General features: G+C 44.3%; 18 protein-coding genes. 15 read left to right on the top strand and 3 right to left on the bottom strand.

The genetic code is table 11. From position 1 onward, the window contains the following. Nucleotides 1-293 precede the first annotated feature (293 nt). The 4 genes from sigI (at nt 294) to ACFQ1X_RS06870 (ending at nt 4,260) form a co-directional block, all read left to right on the top strand. Nucleotides 294-1,043, top strand: coding sequence for an RNA polymerase sigma-I factor (sigI, locus tag ACFQ1X_RS06885; RefSeq protein WP_144837749.1), 750 nt, complete (start codon nt 294-296; stop codon nt 1,041-1,043). Continuing rightward, a complete protein-coding gene (locus tag ACFQ1X_RS06880) occupies nt 1,043-2,245 on the top strand; it encodes an anti-sigma-I factor RsgI family protein (RefSeq protein ID WP_144837747.1) in 1,203 nt (400 codons plus the stop codon). The genes sigI and ACFQ1X_RS06880 overlap by 1 nt, the downstream gene beginning before the upstream one ends. A 131-nt stretch (nt 2,246-2,376) precedes the next feature. Then, nucleotides 2,377-3,726, top strand: coding sequence for a TrkH family potassium uptake protein (locus ACFQ1X_RS06875; protein WP_144837745.1), 1,350 nt, complete (start codon nt 2,377-2,379; stop codon nt 3,724-3,726). A 90-nt stretch (nt 3,727-3,816) separates the two neighbouring features. Continuing rightward, entirely contained in the window at nt 3,817-4,260 is a 444-nt protein-coding gene (locus tag ACFQ1X_RS06870) for a MarR family winged helix-turn-helix transcriptional regulator (protein WP_144837743.1), read from the top strand. Between the two features lie 42 nt (nt 4,261-4,302). On the opposite strand, the gene ACFQ1X_RS06865 is transcribed toward ACFQ1X_RS06870, so the two are convergent. Further along, nucleotides 4,303-5,010 (bottom strand): hypothetical protein, encoded by a 708-nt coding sequence (locus ACFQ1X_RS06865; RefSeq protein ID WP_379081857.1) that lies wholly within the window; start codon nt 5,008-5,010, stop codon nt 4,303-4,305. A 60-nt stretch (nt 5,011-5,070) separates the two neighbouring features. Beyond that, nucleotides 5,071-5,679 (bottom strand): CPBP family intramembrane glutamic endopeptidase, encoded by a 609-nt coding sequence (locus tag ACFQ1X_RS06860; protein WP_144837739.1) that lies wholly within the window; start codon nt 5,677-5,679, stop codon nt 5,071-5,073. A gap of 185 nt (nt 5,680-5,864) precedes the next feature. On the opposite strand from ACFQ1X_RS06860, the gene ACFQ1X_RS06855 reads away from it, so the two are divergent. The 5 genes from ACFQ1X_RS06855 to ACFQ1X_RS06835 all read left to right on the top strand — a co-directional run bounded on the left by ACFQ1X_RS06855 (nt 5,865) and on the right by ACFQ1X_RS06835 (nt 10,498). Next, on the top strand, nt 5,865-6,053 hold the full coding sequence (locus tag ACFQ1X_RS06855) for a type 2 periplasmic-binding domain-containing protein (protein WP_144837737.1): 189 nt from the start codon (nt 5,865-5,867) through the stop codon (nt 6,051-6,053). A gap of 24 nt (nt 6,054-6,077) precedes the next feature. Further along, nucleotides 6,078-7,013 (top strand): AAA family ATPase, encoded by a 936-nt coding sequence (locus ACFQ1X_RS06850; protein ID WP_144837735.1) that lies wholly within the window; start codon nt 6,078-6,080, stop codon nt 7,011-7,013. A 1-nt stretch (nt 7,014) separates the two neighbouring features. Next, nucleotides 7,015-8,169 carry a DUF58 domain-containing protein gene (locus tag ACFQ1X_RS06845; RefSeq protein ID WP_144837733.1) on the top strand — a complete coding sequence of 385 codons (1,155 nt, stop codon included), beginning with the start codon at nt 7,015-7,017 and terminating at the stop codon, nt 8,167-8,169. Further along, complete coding sequence (locus ACFQ1X_RS06840; protein ID WP_144837731.1) at nt 8,166-9,371, top strand: hypothetical protein; 1,206 nt, start codon at nt 8,166-8,168, stop codon at nt 9,369-9,371. The genes ACFQ1X_RS06845 and ACFQ1X_RS06840 overlap by 4 nt, the downstream gene beginning before the upstream one ends. 239 nt (nt 9,372-9,610) lie before the next feature. After that, complete coding sequence (locus ACFQ1X_RS06835; RefSeq protein WP_144837729.1) at nt 9,611-10,498, top strand: NAD(P)-dependent oxidoreductase; 888 nt, start codon at nt 9,611-9,613, stop codon at nt 10,496-10,498. A 16-nt stretch (nt 10,499-10,514) separates the two neighbouring features. Here the strand turns inward: ACFQ1X_RS06835 and ACFQ1X_RS06830 are convergent, their stop codons facing one another. Continuing rightward, the gene (locus ACFQ1X_RS06830; RefSeq protein WP_144837726.1) at nt 10,515-10,976 is read right to left on the bottom strand and encodes a YkyB family protein; all 462 of its coding nucleotides are present in this window, start codon (nt 10,974-10,976) and stop codon (nt 10,515-10,517) included. Nucleotides 10,977-11,142: 166 nt separating this feature from the next. Here ACFQ1X_RS06830 and fadH point away from each other — a divergent pair, with 166 nt between their 5' ends. From fadH to ACFQ1X_RS06800, 6 genes are all read left to right on the top strand, one after another. Next, complete coding sequence (fadH, locus tag ACFQ1X_RS06825; RefSeq protein WP_144837724.1) at nt 11,143-11,910, top strand: 2,4-dienoyl-CoA reductase; 768 nt, start codon at nt 11,143-11,145, stop codon at nt 11,908-11,910. Nucleotides 11,911-12,010: 100 nt separating this feature from the next. Continuing rightward, nucleotides 12,011-12,460: a cyclic-di-AMP-binding protein CbpB gene (gene cbpB, locus ACFQ1X_RS06820; RefSeq protein WP_144837722.1), complete on the top strand. Its 450-nt coding sequence runs from the start codon at nt 12,011-12,013 to the stop codon at nt 12,458-12,460. 59 nt (nt 12,461-12,519) lie between these two features. Further along, a complete protein-coding gene (locus ACFQ1X_RS06815; protein WP_144837720.1) occupies nt 12,520-13,998 on the top strand; it encodes an MDR family MFS transporter in 1,479 nt (492 codons plus the stop codon). Next, nucleotides 13,988-14,863 (top strand): LysR family transcriptional regulator, encoded by an 876-nt coding sequence (locus ACFQ1X_RS06810; protein WP_144837718.1) that lies wholly within the window; start codon nt 13,988-13,990, stop codon nt 14,861-14,863. The genes ACFQ1X_RS06815 and ACFQ1X_RS06810 overlap by 11 nt, the downstream gene beginning before the upstream one ends. A 66-nt stretch (nt 14,864-14,929) precedes the next feature. Further along, entirely contained in the window at nt 14,930-15,643 is a 714-nt protein-coding gene (gene dapD / locus ACFQ1X_RS06805) for a 2,3,4,5-tetrahydropyridine-2,6-dicarboxylate N-acetyltransferase (protein ID WP_144837716.1), read from the top strand. A gap of 11 nt (nt 15,644-15,654) precedes the next feature. After that, on the top strand, nt 15,655-16,770 hold the full coding sequence (locus ACFQ1X_RS06800) for an N-acetyldiaminopimelate deacetylase (protein ID WP_144837714.1): 1,116 nt from the start codon (nt 15,655-15,657) through the stop codon (nt 16,768-16,770). Nucleotides 16,771-16,773: the final 3 nt, after the last annotated feature.

Below are 16,773 nucleotides of genomic sequence, written 5' to 3'. Positions count from 1 at the left end.
AAGCGTCCGTCTACAGCGAAATGATTTGTAAAGGGGACAGTTTCTCGACAGCCTAAAGACCTCTGCCTTTTATCAGGCAAGGGTCTCTTTTATATTGTCAGAATACGTAGATCCAGAAGTAAAAAATTTTAAAGTCATTCGCTAAATAAATAAAAATATTTAAAGTTTATACCCCCATAAAAAGGGGTAGAGCGATCGAATCACTATGGTAGAAGGTATTGTTCATCCTTTTCTATTTTCTCAATAATCGTTACAATCAATAGTATTGAGAAAGAATAAGAAGAGGTGACCCTATGCTGCTGTCAGTATTTACCGGATATTTCAACCGTGGCGATAAGAAGGATGCAGAAACTCTGGCTATATTAGCCCAAAACGGCGATACACATGCAATGGATCATCTACTGTTTTCTTACGCCCCATTCATGAAAAAAACAGCAGGCCAGGTTTGCAAAAAGTTCATCAATGATCAGGATGAAGAATTCAGTATAGCAATGTCGGCATTTCACGAAGCGATTAACGGGTTTAATCAGGAAAAAAATGCTTCTTTTCTGACATTTGCGCATATGGTCATCCGCAGAAGAATCATCGACTTTATTCGAAAAGAAAACAGTCGGAACGATTTTTCCCATGATTTTCATGGATCGGCTGAAGAAGAAAATTCCAGAAGTGGTATAGATGCCTTGGGTTCAGTAAGGGACTATACCGAGAAGCAGCAGGCCGTTGCGCGTCGGGAAGAAATTGCTGAGTATGAAAAGATGCTTGCAAATTTTGATATGACTTTTCAAGACCTTGTCGAAGCCTCTCCATCTCATGAAGATGCCAGAATAACAGCTGTTCAGATTGCCCAATTGGTAGCAGAAACAGAAGAGTATTGGAATCATCTGCAGGAGAAAAAGAAACTGCCGGTCAAAGAGATAGAGAAACTGGTTGAAGTTTCCAGAAAAACGATTGAACGCAATAGAAAATACATAATCGCGGTAGCAATATTAATGATGAGTGATCTGCATTATTTGAAGGATTATTTAAAGGAGCGATTACGCTGATGAGAATGCAAAAAGGGCTGTGTGTCGAACTGAATGATAAGACTTCTGTATTCATCGGACCAAACGGAGAATTTGTCCATGGAACTCCAGCACGCGAAACCTCTGTCGGAGAAGAATGCTATTTTTATCCGAAGCAGATTTCAGCTGCAAAAAGAATGAAGATGATCAAACCGGTATGGATGTCTTTTGCAGCGGCTTCTGTTGTAGCAATCCTCTTTTTAGCCGTATTACTGCCGAAACAGGAAGCTTATGCTTATGTCCAGGTTCAAGTGAACCCCGGGATTGAACTGGGCATAGATGAAAATTACGATGTGGTGTCAATTCGTGAACTCAATGAAGATGGACTCAAACTGATTTCAGAACTGGATGAATGGGAGGATCATTCTCTTGACGAAATTCTTGATAAGGTCATCAAGCTATCAATGAGTGAAACTACCGATGAAATCATTATTACTACGATTCCCGATGAAAAGGATGCCATTGCCGATGAAGCAATTGTAAATGCAGTGATGGCAATTTCAGCCAAAGTGCTGGCAGGAGATGTGGCAGTGCGCCTGAAGGATGCTTCGAGAGCACAGTGGAGAAATTCGATTGAAGAAAAGGTGCCAGCTGGTCAATTGGTCACTGATTCGAAAAGTTTGCCTAACAAGAAAACAGAACAGAAGGATAACGAACGGTTGAAGATAAAAGAAGAACAAACAGATGTAGAGCAACAAAAAGAAAAACAAGTGAAGCCTGCAGACTATTTGAAAGATGAAGACCAAAAAACACCTGCTGATAAAGAAAAAGTTACACCTCCCGGCCAGAAGAAACGCCAGGACAAACCGGCAGCGGAAAAAGGGAAAACGGCACCGCCCGGACAAGATAAACGCAATGAAGTGCCAGGACAGAACAAAAAGAATAACAACGCAGAATCAAAAGATGAAAAAGGCAAAGAAACTGGTCCTGGCCAACAAAAAAAGAATGAAGATAGTGGCGAAGTAAAAGGCAACGGAAATGGTTCTTCAGTGAAAGTGAAGGACAAGTCACATCCGGATGCTAAGGAAAAGGGAAAAGGTGAAGCCAAACCTTCTAAAGGCAAAGATCATCCAGGCAACAAAGTTAAACCCAGAGAGAACCAAAGCGATAAATCTAATGGCCATGATGAAAACAAAAAAAACATTGAAAAAAATGGGAAATCAAACAAGGGGAAAAAAGAGTAATATGAAAAACAGCAGAAGTGCGCTTCTGCTGTTTTTTGAATGATACGATGTTAATTTTCGATTTCCCTTTCTTTTTTCAAATACTTTACTTAGAATAGGGAGATAACCGAAGTCGAAAGGATTTCCAGCATATGAATAAATCATTTCAAAAAATCCGGAATTTAACACCAGCTCAGGCAATTGCTGGCTATTATTTTGCGGCGATCAGCATTTCATTTATTTTATTAAGACTTCCGGGTGTTCATCAGCAGGGCGTCGAAATCCCGCTTATTGATACACTATTCACTGCAATCAGCGCTGTAAGCGTTACAGGGCTGACAGTCATTAACATTTCTGAAACATATACTGTATTCGGCATAGTGCTGATAATGTTTATTCTTCAGCTCGGAGGCATCGGGATCATGTCAATCGGGACTTTTTTCTGGTTATTGCTAGGGAAACGAATCGGTCTTCGCGAACGACAATTGATCATGGTCGACCACAACCAATTGAGTATGTCCGGTGTAGTGAAACTGATCCGAAACATCATCTCGATTCTTTTGCTGATTGAATTAGTCGGCGCCGTCATTCTTACTCTTTACTTTATGCAGTATTACGACACGTTCAGTGAAGCTTTGTTGCAAGGTGTTTTTGCGTCAGTTACAGCAACAACAAACGGTGGTTTTGATATTACAGGTGCTTCACTCGTGCCTTATTTTAACGATTATTTCGTCCAGGTAATCACCATGCTCCTCATCATTCTCGGAGCGATCGGTTTCCCTGTGCTGATAGAGTTAAAAGAATTTATATCCAATAAGGATAAAACATTCCGATTTTCACTTTTTACCAAAATAACCGTAAGCATGTTCGGAATTCTTTTGGCAGTCGGAACGCTGGGTATTCTTGCTCTTGAATCGTTCAAAGCATTCAAAGGGCTGTCATGGCACGAAACATTGTTTGCTGCCATTTTCCATTCGGTCTCCTCCCGTTCAGGGGGGCTTGTGACTTTTGATATCACCCAATTTGATGAGGCAACAAATGTATTCATGAGTGTCCTGATGTTTATCGGTGCTTCTCCAAGTTCCGCGGGTGGCGGAATTCGGACGACCACACTGGCAATTGCCATCCTGTTTCTCATCAACTTTGCGCGCAGCAAGAACACTATTCAGATTTTCAGTCGCGAAATTCAGTTGATTGATGTTTTCCGTTCGTATGCTGTTATAATCCTGGCCACTGGTATGGTCATTGTTTCCACGATGATTTTGTTCATCACTGAACCGGAAGCTTCTGCAATAGAAATCATTTTCGAGATTACTAGTGCGTTCGGGACTTGTGGGATGTCCCTGGGCATTACCGATGATTTATCTTCTGTCGGCAAATTCACGATTATGGTGCTGATGTTCATTGGCCGTGTCGGTTTGATCTCTTTCCTGTTCACCATTGGCGGAAAACCGGATCCTACAAAATTCCATTATCCAAAGGAACGCGTTATTATTGGGTGATCGTTAGGGAAATCCCAAGAGATGCCATTTTATTGGAAAAAGGCTATAATTTATTTTAAAGTGTTTATTAAGTGGAAAAGAGTGGATAGTATGAATGAAGAAATAAGGAGATCGCTAAAGTTATTTATCGTCATGTCTCGTGCACATAAAGCTATTTCTGAACAGGCAAACCAATTTTTTCAGGCAAGTGGAGTCAACCCGACTGAATTTGCTGTGATGGAATTGCTGTATCATAAAGGAAAGCAGCCTCTTCAGAAAATCGGCGGCAAAATCCTTCTCGCAAGCGGATCAATCACTTATGTTATCGATAAACTGGAAAAGCGCGGATATATTGCCAGGGTCAATTGTCCGACGGACCGCCGGGTGACGTATGCCGAGATCACGGAAGAAGGCAAAGAATTCATGGCACGCATTTTTCCGGAACATGAAAAAAATCTTCATGAACTGACGAGTTCGCTGTCAGCGGAAGAAAAAGATCAAGCAATCGAATTGATGAAGAAACTGGGCCTTTCCATTAAAGACTTATCTTATTAAAAAAGAACGGCCATCCTGAAATTCTCAGGATGGCCGTTCTTTTTAGTTTGCAGTAATTGTCTTGCCCATATTAAGGAAGTCTTCTGTGATGCCTGCTTCGGTAAGGTCGAAAATTGTAAGTTTAACAATCAAACCTTCTTTTTCATATGCAACGCCTGTAACTTTTCCGTTGTCGGTTGGAATTTCATACAACGAAGAGTTGATGAATTCATTCCCTTCAAATGCCGGGAGTTCAGTCAGCTGGGCGCTGTCATTGGAAGCCTGGACAGTTTGCTTTATCGATTCCTGTGCAAAGTCAAAATCTGTTTCTTCCGAAGTGAAAGTTTCAATTCGCATGAACAAAGCATCATTTTCTGTTGAGTAAACGACATCCTTGTTTGGTTCTTCCGCTGTCAGTTCAAAAGATGGCAAAAGATAAACTTCGTAAGAATTTGAGTCGCTGACAGTTAAAGTTCCATCATTCAAAGCCGGGTTTTCTTCTGAAGGTTCTTTAGCAGATTCTTCGCTTTCTTCAGCGGATTCAGTTGAATCTGCATCCTGTTCTTCTTCAGTACTTTCTTCTTCAGTACTTTCTTCTTCAGTACTTTCTTCTTCTGTGCTTTCATCTGAAGTTGCCGGATCATTTTGTTCCTCGACTGTTTCAGTGGATGTCTCTTCTGTTGTTCCTTCAGACGATTCGTCTGTACCGCACGCAGCCATTAAGCCGCTGACAGCCAATACGGATGCTGCCAAAAATAATTTTTTATTCATATAAATTCACTCCCTTTATAAAGTAGACGCATGACAATGAAAATCGTTTCACTATTATTTTCAAAAAGGAAAAACAATGAAGATTAAGACCATCAGGGTCAAATGCGTGATAATGAGCAAAGGCATGCTCTTTTTCTTTTCGTACAGGTAACCAAGGACCAAACCGACTGCCGTACCGGCAAATATTCCCGGCCAAAAATCTGCGAGCCATAACGTAAAGCCGAACAGTACAGATGCGACTGGAATGGCAATTGACACGGGCAAATATTGTTTCAACTGCTGTTGGACAAAACCTCTCCAGAAAAATTCCTCACCGGGTACGACGATAAACATCAGCAACAGCAGGTGCCAGACGGAATCCGGTGAAAAAATTGCGAGAAAGTCTGCAGTGGAGCTTGCAGAGCCAACCCCAAGGAACTGCAGAAAATGGTAACCGGCAAACAGCACTGCGTAAATTGCAAATGCTGCAGGAATGCCATAGGCAAATGATTGCCAGGTGCGCAATTCGTCTTTAATTTCGCTAAAAACGATGGCTGCCGATATGAGAATGAGCAATGCAAAAGTGTACATATACCAAAACACAGAGATGTCCTGGAATGCCAGGTGATAGAGGCCGTAAGCAATGGGCAGCATGAATAACAGTTTATGTTTAAGTAAAAAGCCTAGCATAATATCCTCCTATAATGTGAAAAGACAGTATTTGCCGTTTTATGGTAAATCAACGGATGCCTCCGAGCAATACTTAATGTATAATTTAGGAAAGAGCATAATTTTAGTATCCGGCAAACTCTTAGTCCGTTAAGTATTATAACAGAATTATGCAGCTGGAAATAACTCAAAAGGAGATTTGATAAATGACAGATTACAATGAATTATTAGACCAGTTAAAAGCGGGGGAAATCGAGTCTATTATGATCGAAAAAGAAGATTTTCTTTCTTTTCGTACAGTCCTGATCGCCCGTGAGGACTTCAAGCATTTTCGGGGGGAAGCATTCCATCACGGCAAAACGATCTACAAATATACACAAGAACCAAGTAAATAATTCAAATCAAAAGGGGTGCGTTAAATGGGGGATTTGAGAGAAGTTAAAGAACATTTGAACCAAATGGTTATAGGTCGCGAAAAAGAAATTGATTTCATGCTGATTGCATTGATCCAGCAGGGCCATGTTTTGCTGGAAAGTGTGCCGGGATCGGGCAAGACATGGATGGCTAAAGCGTTTGCCGGATCGTTCAGCGGGATGTTCCGCAGGCTGCAGTTCACGCCTGACGTTCTGCCGTCGGATGTAACAGGAATCCGATTCTTTAATCCGAAAAACCAGGAATTTGAATTGCGTCCTGGAGCGGTGATGGCGAATATTCTACTTGCTGATGAAATCAACCGGGCAACCCCGAGAACACAATCGAGCCTGCTCGAATCGATGGAAGAAAAGCAGGCGACCATCGATGGCGAAACACTTCAATTGCCAAAGCCATTCATGGTTATTGCCACTCAAAATCCGGTTGAATCCCAACAAGGAACATTTCCATTGCCCGCGGCACAATTGGACCGTTTTCTATTCCGTTTGGAAATCGGCTACCCGAGTTACGATGAAGAAATGTCGATCATCAGAAACTTCAGGGACAATGTCTCGCATAAAAAAGAAATCATGAACATCGCATCCATAGAAGATGTCGCAGCATGGTCGGAAGGGGCAAGCCACGTAGATGTCCATGAAGACATCGAAAAGTATATTCTGAATCTGGTTCGGGCAACCCGCGAGCATCCATCAATCGAACTTGGCCTAAGTTCGAGAGCAGCGCTTGCTATAGTCCATGCGGCACAGGGTAGGGCTTATTTGGATGGCCGTGATTTTGTCACACCCGATGACGTTAAATACATATTGGAACCAGTAGCCGTCCACCGCCTTCTTTTGACGGTCGAGGGCATGCTGGTCCACGACCCGGAAACATTGCTGCGGAATATTGCAGAATCTGTCGCATCGCCGGTGGAGGCTTATTGAAATGGAATGGGTACGCCATGATTTTGGAATGAAAAATACGAAATGGGCTTTAGCTTTTCTGCTGGTGCTGTTTTTCTCGTTCGTGGCGCTATTGCAATATGCCGCAGCGGCACTGATAGTTTTTATTGGAGTTATCATCTTGTTGCAATTGCTGTATTTTGAAAAAATTGGCGACAAACTGCAATTCAAGAATATCAGAAACAGAAAGCGGATTCTAAATGGAGGAGATTCTGAATGGGAATTGACTTTTGAAAATAAAGGCCTTCCAATTTGGGGCGCTAACCTGAAAATCTGGTTTATTGATGCAGTCCTTCCGGTGGATGGTGAAGGCGGAAATTTTACGGAACTTGTGGAAATAGACATCCCTTTCACAGTTGGCCATAAAGAGACGATTGCATTAAAAATTCCACTCACTGGCAATAGAAGAGGATTGTCGCGAATCAAAAAAATGGAGCTGACGGTTCCCCACCCTTTTGGGCAGGGCAAGCTCCTGCTCGAATACGGTGCTATGGTCCTGCAGGAACAGCTTGTTTACCCAAAACTCCACAAGGGCCAATTCAGGTATGCACCGTCCAAACAAAAGCCGGGTCAATTTAATTTGAAGGATTCCCTGTTTGAAGATCCGTTTCAGCCGGTCGGTACACGTGATTATGTCTCAACTGACCAATTTAACCAGATTCATTGGAAAGCGAGTGCGAGGCTGGGGACTTATCAGACGAAAGTATTTAACCATGTCGCCAATGAAGCGATGCTCTTTGTATTTAATGTTGCTGACCGTTTTGCGGCAATTGCGAATCTGGAGGAAAGAATCGAAGAGCTGGCATCATACATTGAAAATTGCTATAGCGAAGGAGTTCCTTATGCGCTCGCAATAAATGTTCGTTCTGCCGGCAAGACTCCATATCTTTATTTGCCGTCAGGAGAAGGAAGCCGGCAAAGGCAGAATGCTTTAGAGCTTCTTTCAATCATTTCCAAAAACAATTCCACGATGCCTTTCAACTCGATGATTGCCCATCTTGATCTTCATGTGGAATTGCCATATACAACTTACCTGTTAACGGACGATATTGAAAGTATCCGCACGTTTATACCGAAATGGAGCAATAAAACAGAGTTGAAAGTAATGCGCAATGCAGAAAGGCGGGTGCCGGCATGACAGCAAGATTTTCGTCTGCTTCAGCTTATTTGCTTGATGCTTTTCTGGTTGCTTTTGTCCTGTTGTTTTTAGAAGGGGGAGGAGCAATCCCCCTGGCCCTGATTTGGTTGGCTTTAACGTTTGTAACGGCACTTGCTGCTGTATTGATCAGCTGGAGAAAACCTTACAAGCCGCTGCCGGCTATTTTCACAGCGATTATAATTATGGCGATTGCATTGGCAGCCGGAGTAACTGTCGGTATTTTTATCGTGCTGACAATCATTTCTTTGTACAGGCTGCATGCGAGATTTTCAGAAATTGAAGACGGCAGCGAAGGTGAGGGCAGTTTTCTGGTCGTTTTCATTTTAACAATGACATTTGCTTTAATAATCACCCTCGTTAATCCGGCAACGGACCCGCAAAATCTGATTTGGGCTCTGTCGGCGGCTGCCATTGTATTCTACACAGTGACACGTCTGATGTTCCGTTATTTGGATGCGAGGAAAGACGGCGCGAAACTCTGGCATGGCCTTGCTGCCGGTGGGGGGATTGTATTTGTTTCCGGAATGGCCACCGCCTTGGTCTATTTATTTGCACCTGAAGTGAGGCATCTGGCAGGCAGGGTTGTGAACAGTATTATTGCAGTAGTCCTTTGGCCATTTGCTGGTCTGTATGACGAATTTGGGAAATTCATTGCCAGAGAAGGACAAAATATGTCGAATTCGGGTGGGGACCCGGAACCACCTCCAAGTGACACGCAATTATTTCAAGACGCAGAAACATTGGAATTCGATTATACGATCGGCACCGCCATCGTAGTTCTGCTCCTGCTGATCGGAGGCATACTGCTGATCCGGAAAATCAGAAAGGATACAGAGGAGAAAGCAGAGGAAAGTGCTGTCGAAACCAGTCGTTTCACAGCCCAACCAGAGGCTCCGGTTGAACCGGCGGCTGCCCCCAATTATGATATGGTCGATATTCATGAGATTCGCAGGGCTTTCCGGAAGTTTGAAGGAGAAGTGGCAGCTGTACAGAGAGGCCGTCTGGCACATGAGACCATCAGAGAATGGGCGAAGCGGGAAGAAGTGCCGGTATCCGAAACCTTTTTCCGCATCTATGATAAGGTGAGGTACGGCAGGGGCGGAATAGCAGCAAATGAAGCTTTTCCATTCCTGGAAGAACTGGAAAAAATAAAAATGAATTTATTCAAAGAAAATGTTTAAACCCCTATAGCAGTGGGCATACTAATAAAGAACACAGCAACATTCTCATTTCCCCCTTTTGTGGTCGGTCCAAGAAATTGGAACGGCCTCTTTTTTTGTCTTTTTTTATTTCTGAAGCCACCACTCTGCTTTCCCGTTTCTTGCCTTTTGGAGCTGAATGGGTGCCGTCGCTTTTCTTTGTAGTGAATATACTGAAGATTTTTGCTAAACTGAAGATAGCGAAAAAAAGGAGGATACATATGAAAGTTGGTTTCATTGGTACAGGAGTAATGGGCAGCAGCCTGGTCAAGCATTTGCTTGAGGGTGGCCACGAGGTTTCAATCTTTACGAGGACTGCAGCAAAAGCTGAAGATCTATTGGAAGCTGGAGCCCAGTGGAAGGAATCACCCAAATTGTTGGCACAAGATGCAGAAGTGATTTTTACGATGGTCGGCTATCCGATTGACGTGGAACAGATCTATTTTGGCGAAGAAGGCATCATCAATAACGCGAAAAAAGGAACCGTTCTCATCGATTTAACTACTTCTAAGCCTGAATTGGCGCAAAAAATTTACGATGCGTCCCGCCAGAAAGGGTTATCCTCGTTGGATGCGCCAGTTTCCGGAGGTGACGTGGGAGCCAGAAACGGTCTATTGTCCATCATGGTGGGGGGAGAAGAAGAGACATTCAAACAAATGCAGCCCCTATTGGATTTGTTCGGCGGCAACATTGTCCATCAGGGACAGGCGGGAGCTGGCCAGCATACTAAAATGTGCAACCAGATTATCATCGCTTCCAATATGATGGGGGTCAGTGAATCGTTAATTTATGCGCTGAAAGCGGGACTCGATCCGGAAACCGTCCTATTGTCCATTTCGTCCGGTGCTGCAGGATCGTGGTCACTGTCGAACCTTGCACCAAAAATGATTTCCCGTAATTTCGAACCCGGTTTTTATATTAAGCATTTCATCAAAGATATGAGGATTGCAGCTGAAGAAGCTGAACGCATGGGATTGGAACTGCCTGCTCTGCGGTTATCCCTCAGCCTGTTTGAAAGTCTGGCAGAAAGAGGGTACGAGGACAAAGGCACTCAGGCGCTGATTGTCCAATACGAAGACAGTAATTTAAAAGAGCCGAAGACTTTTTAGTCAACGGCTCCAGGCATCAATCGAAATATGACTTTTTCGGTGAATAAAATCTGTTCATTTCCCTCGGTTGATAGGATTTTGCAGGATTGGCAACGGCTTCGTCCCTTTTAACGGGCTGCAGCCCCGTTAATTCACTCAGAATTTCTTTAGCGGAACGCAAATTCATCCGACTGGCGGGGTTACGGAATGACTCATCCAGATGGCCCAGATGTTCGAGCTTTTCAAAGTCATCTTTTTTAGGCAGCATATGAAAATAATAATTTCCGCATTTTACGAGGACAGAAGATTGCTGTTGACTTTTTTGGGGGTTTTTACTGAAGTGCAGCCCTATTTTTTGAGCGCGGTTCTGAAGAATCATTTTATTTAATGCTTCTTTTTTCAAAGCATATAAATAATGATTGTCTGAAGCGGTTTTCGCGTGCCTGTTGACTGTGAATATTGCCTGCGCAATTTCATAATCCGTTCTGGAATTTGACATGTACTCATCCCTTTCAATTGGTGTCTATTCGTAAAACAACTTCATTATATCAAAATTTTCTTGCAATGTGTATCAGAAGTGAAAGGAATAAAGTATCTGTGTCTAAAAATGTAATAAATTAACGAAAATAACCTCGAAAAGCAGTTATAAAAGGGAGGAACTTCAAATGTTCAAAGATCAAACTATTATTATCACAGGTGGTTCAAGCGGTATGGGGTACCATATGGCAGAAAAATTCGCCGCAGAAGGAGCCAACGTCGTCATAACCGGGCGCGATATGGAAAAGTTGAATGAAGCAGTAAAAAAAATGGCCAGTTCGGCCGGGCAAGTCGAAGTTTTTCAAATGGATGTCCGTGAACCCGAACATGCCAAAGCAATGGTTAAATTTGCTCACGAAAAATTTGGCCGCATCGATGGGCTGATCAATAATGCTGCTGGAAACTTCATCGTGCATGCTGAAAAACTGTCGCCGAATGGTTGGAAATCTGTCGTGGATATCGTGTTGAATGGTACATTCTTCTGTTCGCATGCTGTCGGAAACTATTGGATCGAGAATGGCACCAAAGGAAATATTTTAAATATGCTTGCCACTTACGCATGGAATGCTGGCGCTGGAGTTGCCCACTCGGCTGCCGCCAAAGCGGGTGTTATGTCGTTGACCCGGACGCTTGCTGTGGAATGGGGCACACAATTTGGCATCCGAGTAAACGGCATTGCACCGGGGCCCATCGAGCGTACTGGCGGAGCGGATAAACTGTGGGAATCTGACAAAGCGGCAAAGCGCACGCTGGAGTCGATTCCACTTGGCCGCCTAGGCAAACCCGAAGAAATTGCGGAACTGGCTGCATTTATCATGTCCGATAAAGCTTCTTATATGAATGGCGAAATCGTCACTTTGGATGGCGGACAATGGCTGAATAAATTTCCTTTTTAAGTAAATGTTAGTCTCTTTTAAATAGTTTCAAGTTTTGTGATGTGTTATGATGAAATCGGAGTGATTAGCATCAATTTGTGATGCAAAAGGAGTAGAGCGCATGATTTCATTACCAAGCAAAGACTTTCTTGAAACTCAAATAGAAGATTTTATTATTTCCTCAGAAAAGGTGGCACACGTTCAACTGGGCAACAGTGCCGAACATGCATTGCTTGTGTTGACCAAGACGGGTTATTCCGCGATTCCTGTATTGGACATGAAATATCGTTTCAAAGGACTTATCAATACGCAGCGAATCACTGAGTCCATTTTAGGCTTGGATCACATTGAATATGAAAAATTACCGGAAATTAAAGTACAGGACATTATGCAGACGGATATCCCTTTGATAAGCATTAAAGAACGTTTTCAAAAAGCGCTGGACTTATTGATCGATCAAAACTTCCTTTGTGTGGTAGATGAAGACGGATTATTCATGGGGATTCTGACAAGACGCGTAGTGTTGAAGCAATTGAAAAAGCAGATTTATCAAATCAGAAATAGCCAGTGACTGGAAGGCCTCGAAGCAAGAGGCCTTTTTTGTGTCATTTGAAAAGAGGGCTCGGGATTATGAACACTACAAATCGGCCGCTGGTATTGGCATCTGTCATGTTGGCGATGTTCGTGGGAGCGGTAGAGGCGACAATCGTCGCGACAGCCATGCCAAGTATAGCGGCGGACCTCGGAGGGTTCTCGAAATACAGCTGGGTATTTTCAGCTTATTTATTGATGACTACAGTAACCGTGCTGATTTATGGCAAGTTGTCGGATATTTTTGGCCGGAAGCCGATCTTCACTTTCGGCATTCTGCTGTTTCTTTTTGGATCCCTTATGTGCGGACTGGCATCATCGATGGACCAATTGATCATATACCGCCTTATTCAGGGCATGGGCGCTGGAGCTGTATTGCCTATAGCCACCACCATTGTGGGAGACATTTACTCGGCAGAAGAACGTGCAAAAATACAGGGCTATTTAGCCAGCGTCTGGGGAATATCAGCAGTTTCAGGGCCGGCAATCGGAGGAATTCTTGTAGCAACTGTCGGCTGGGAATATGTATTTTGGGTAAATATTCCGCTCGGTATATTGGCATTGGCGGGTGTTGTCCTGTTTTTGAAAGAGCCGAAGAGAAATGGGCGCGCGACGATTGACTATGCCGGTGCATTGTTATTGACAGTTGGGTTGGTCAGTCTATTGTATCTGATGGTTGAGGGAGGCGTAGGTTTTGAATGGCTATCTTTGTCCGCCGCTCTTCTCCTGACAATTGCCCTACTTTCATTTGCGTTATTCGTATTCGTCGAGCGGAAGGCGAAAGATCCCATCATGCCATTTGATATCTGGAAAAACCGCACAATTCTTTACGCCAATCTCGTGTCGCTGGCTACCGGCATTATTCTTATTTCTGTTTCAAGTTATTTGCCAACTTATGTCACGGGCGTGATGGAACAGCCGGCCGCAATCGCAGGTTTTACACTGACTGCGATGTCAATCGGCTGGCCGATCGCCGCCACTGTATCAGGCCGCTTATTGATCCGATTCGGATATTTCCGCACCTCTCTTGCAGGTGGATTGTTCCTGGTGATCGGCGCGTTGCTGTTTGTTGTTATGCGTCCGGAATACGGTCCCTGGTGGGCTGCTTTATCGAGTTTTGTCATCGGGATAGGAATGGGGTTGACGAGCACAGCGTTTATCGTTTCCATTCAAAGCGCCGTCAATTACGACAAACGGGGAGTTGCCACGGCTTCGAATATGTTTATGCGAAATCTCGGCAGCACAATCGGTGTAGCGCTGCTTGGCACCGTTCTTAACACGTCGCTGCTGAATTATTTCTCGAAAAGCGATGAAGACTATAATCTCAACTCGATCAACTCGCTTTTGACGGTTGACAGCCGGGCGGATATGCCGGCTGATACGCTGCAATACCTGCAGCAGGGATTGTCATTGGCGCTGCAGAATGTCTATGCTTTAATGGCAGTTTTTGCTGTCATCAGCCTGATACTGATTTTCGGACTCCCACGTGATAAAGGAGTGAGAAAAAATGTCGAATGAAGAAATGATCATCAAAATTTTGGCCGAAGAAGGCAATATGAGAAAGGCTGCCGAAAGGCTTTTCCTCTCTCAACCGGCACTGTCCCAAAGACTGCAATCGATCGAGAAAGAGTGGGGGCAGCAATTATTCATCCGATCACAAAAAGGGCTGACACCGACTCCGGCAGGGGAACTGGTCATCGGCTACGCAAACGAGATGGTTCAGCGGAAGGAAGATATTTTCGAGGTGCTGCATACGCTGACTTCAGAAGTGCATGGAACGCTGAAAATTGCGTGTGCTTCAATTATCGGCCAAAACTGGCTGCCCAGAGTGCTGAAGGATTTTGTCACATTATATCCTCAAGCCAAAATCCAGCTGATTACCGGTTGGAGCTCAGAGATAACCCGTGCGCTTTATGAAGGCGAGGCGCATATTGGAATCGTGCGCGGCCATACCGACTGGAAAGGCAAGAAAATTCATTTATTCCGGGATACCCTGTATTTGGTCGATAAGGAAATAGAGTCGCTGGATGAAGTGATGAAAACTGAACGGCCGTTTATCCAATTTAAAAGTGATTCGAATTATTATGAGGAAATTCAACAGTGGTGGCAAAAGCATTTCGCCTCCAATCCAAAACGCCAGATTACAGTAGACCAGATAGAGACTTGTAAACAGATGGCCGTCAATGGCATCGGCTATGCAATTCTGCCTTCCATTACGCTGGACGGGACTGAAGATGTTCATACTGTGGCGATGGTCAGCAATGCCGAAGAGCTGGAATTGACAAGGGACACCTGGCTGATTGGCTATGAATCAGCGTTCGAATTGCGTCAAGTGACCGCTTTTGTGGAAATTGTTCAAAAACATGCCGCTTTATTAAGGTAGAGTGATGAATTTTAATGCCATATCCGTTATAATTACACCATCAACTATAGAAAGAGGTTTTAAACAATGAAACAAATGGATGCCAATGAAATTATTTCGTACATACAGAATGCAAAGAAATCCACACCTGTAAAAGTCTATGTTAAAGGCGAAGGTGTTGCCTCGCTGAATTATGGAGAGTCTGCGAAAGTATTCGGTGAAGGCAACCATGCGACAGTATTCGGCGAATGGTCCGATCTTGAAGCAGCATTGGAGCAGCACAGCTCTGCCATTGAAGATTTTGTGGTCGAAAATGACCGCCGCAATTCGGCAATTCCTTTGCTGGATATGAAAAACATCAACAGCCGCATTGAACCTGGAGCCTTTATCCGTGAAAATGTGGAAATCGGCAATAATTGCATCATCATGATGGGTGCAGTCATCAATATCGGTTCGGTGATCGGCGATGGCACGATGATTGACATGGGTGTCGTCATGGGCGGCCGTGCAACGGTTGGTAAAAATTGCCATATCGGTGCAGGGGCAGTTCTTGCCGGCGTTATCGAACCAGCCTCCGCAACACCGGTCATCGTTGAGGACAATGTAATGATAGGTGCCAACGCAGTTGTGCTGGAAGGTGTTCGCATCGGCCAGGGCGCAGTGGTGGCAGCTGGAGCAATCGTCATCGAAGACGTTCCGGAAAATGCGGTAGTGGGCGGCACACCGGCACGGGTGTTGAAATTGATGGATGAAAAAACACGTTCGAAAACGGAAATCAAGCAAGAATTACGTCAATTATAAGAAGGCCCGATATGGACCTTATTACGATAAGAAGAGAATTGCATATGATCCCGGAAATCGGCTTCCAGGAATTTAAAACACAGCAATACCTGCTGGAGAAGATCCGGTCGTTGCCCCAGGACCGATTGGAAATTGCGCAATGGAAAACAGGAGTCGCTGTGAAAGTGATCGGTCAAAATGCCACTAAGCTGATTGCCTGGCGTACGGATATTGACGGTCTTCCGATTGCAGAAAACACTGGATTGCCATACAGCTCCGCTCATGAAGGTTTTATGCATGCTTGCGGACATGATATCCATATGGCGAATGCACTCGGTCTGTTGGATCGATTGATTAAGAATCCGATTCAACAGGACGTCCTGATCATTTTCCAGCCTGCAGAAGAAAGACCGGGGGGAGCATTGCCGTTCCGTGAATGGCTGAAAACAGAGCGGCCGGATTTATGGCCGGATGAAATTTATGCCATGCATATCGCTCCTGATCTGCCGGTTGGAACAGTTGCAACGAAACCGGGGCTGCTCTTTGCCAACACTTCCGAGCTTTTCATCGATCTCCACGGAAAAGGCGGGCATGCCGCTTTTCCCCATTTGACGGAAGACATGGCGGTAGCAGGGGCATCCCTTTTGATGCAGCTGCAGACGATTGTCAGCCGAAACATCAACCCGATGGATTCGGCAGTTCTTACAGTCGGCAAATTCACAGCGGGAACTGTTCAGAATGTCATTGCGGAACATGCACGTCTCGAAGGAACGATCCGAACGTTAAATAATGAATCGATGCTGAAAATGAAACAGCGCATCGAAGCGATTTGCAAAGCTGTCGAAACCGGAGCCAATTGCCGTGTGTCCATCGACTATGGCGCTTCATACAGGGAAGTGGAAAATGACGCGGAATTAGCTGAGATGTTTTTGGATTTTGCAGAAGAGACCGATGGCATCACTGCTGTCCGTGCAGATGCTGCTATGACCGGGGAAGATTTCGGCTATTTCACCGAGCAGATATCCGGAATGATGTTCTGGGCAGGTGTAGCTTCGGAATTTGGGCTCCATCATGCTAAATTGGATCCCGATGAAAAAATTCTGGAATTCATGCCGGATTTCATCCATCGTTTTTTCAGTGAAGTATAAAAA

Origin of the sequence: Metaplanococcus flavidus (assembly GCF_042675885.1) — a bacterium.
Taxonomy (GTDB): domain Bacteria; phylum Bacillota; class Bacilli; order Bacillales_A; family Planococcaceae; genus Planococcus; species Planococcus flavidus.
Note: the sequence above shows the minus strand (reverse complement) of the source record. Positions and strands in the feature narration are given on the sequence as shown.

Coding starts and splice junctions, on each gene's coding strand:
- ACFQ1X_RS06840 (WP_144837731.1), top strand. CDS start 8,166: ATGACAGCAAGATTTTCGTCTGCTTCAGCTTATTTGCTTGATGCTTTT.
- sigI (WP_144837749.1), top strand. CDS start 294: ATGCTGCTGTCAGTATTTACCGGATATTTCAACCGTGGCGATAAGAAG.
- dapD (WP_144837716.1), top strand. CDS start 14,930: ATGAAACAAATGGATGCCAATGAAATTATTTCGTACATACAGAATGCA.
- cbpB (WP_144837722.1), top strand. CDS start 12,011: ATGATTTCATTACCAAGCAAAGACTTTCTTGAAACTCAAATAGAAGAT.
- ACFQ1X_RS06880 (WP_144837747.1), top strand. CDS start 1,043: ATGAGAATGCAAAAAGGGCTGTGTGTCGAACTGAATGATAAGACTTCT.
- ACFQ1X_RS06835 (WP_144837729.1), top strand. CDS start 9,611: ATGAAAGTTGGTTTCATTGGTACAGGAGTAATGGGCAGCAGCCTGGTC.
- ACFQ1X_RS06850 (WP_144837735.1), top strand. CDS start 6,078: ATGGGGGATTTGAGAGAAGTTAAAGAACATTTGAACCAAATGGTTATA.
- ACFQ1X_RS06855 (WP_144837737.1), top strand. CDS start 5,865: ATGACAGATTACAATGAATTATTAGACCAGTTAAAAGCGGGGGAAATC.
- ACFQ1X_RS06810 (WP_144837718.1), top strand. CDS start 13,988: ATGTCGAATGAAGAAATGATCATCAAAATTTTGGCCGAAGAAGGCAAT.
- ACFQ1X_RS06870 (WP_144837743.1), top strand. CDS start 3,817: ATGAATGAAGAAATAAGGAGATCGCTAAAGTTATTTATCGTCATGTCT.
- ACFQ1X_RS06800 (WP_144837714.1), top strand. CDS start 15,655: ATGGACCTTATTACGATAAGAAGAGAATTGCATATGATCCCGGAAATC.
- ACFQ1X_RS06845 (WP_144837733.1), top strand. CDS start 7,015: ATGGAATGGGTACGCCATGATTTTGGAATGAAAAATACGAAATGGGCT.
- ACFQ1X_RS06860 (WP_144837739.1), bottom strand. CDS start 5,679: ATGCTAGGCTTTTTACTTAAACATAAACTGTTATTCATGCTGCCCATT.
- fadH (WP_144837724.1), top strand. CDS start 11,143: ATGTTCAAAGATCAAACTATTATTATCACAGGTGGTTCAAGCGGTATG.
- ACFQ1X_RS06830 (WP_144837726.1), bottom strand. CDS start 10,976: ATGTCAAATTCCAGAACGGATTATGAAATTGCGCAGGCAATATTCACA.
- ACFQ1X_RS06865 (WP_379081857.1), bottom strand. CDS start 5,010: ATGAATAAAAAATTATTTTTGGCAGCATCCGTATTGGCTGTCAGCGGC.
- ACFQ1X_RS06875 (WP_144837745.1), top strand. CDS start 2,377: ATGAATAAATCATTTCAAAAAATCCGGAATTTAACACCAGCTCAGGCA.
- ACFQ1X_RS06815 (WP_144837720.1), top strand. CDS start 12,520: ATGAACACTACAAATCGGCCGCTGGTATTGGCATCTGTCATGTTGGCG.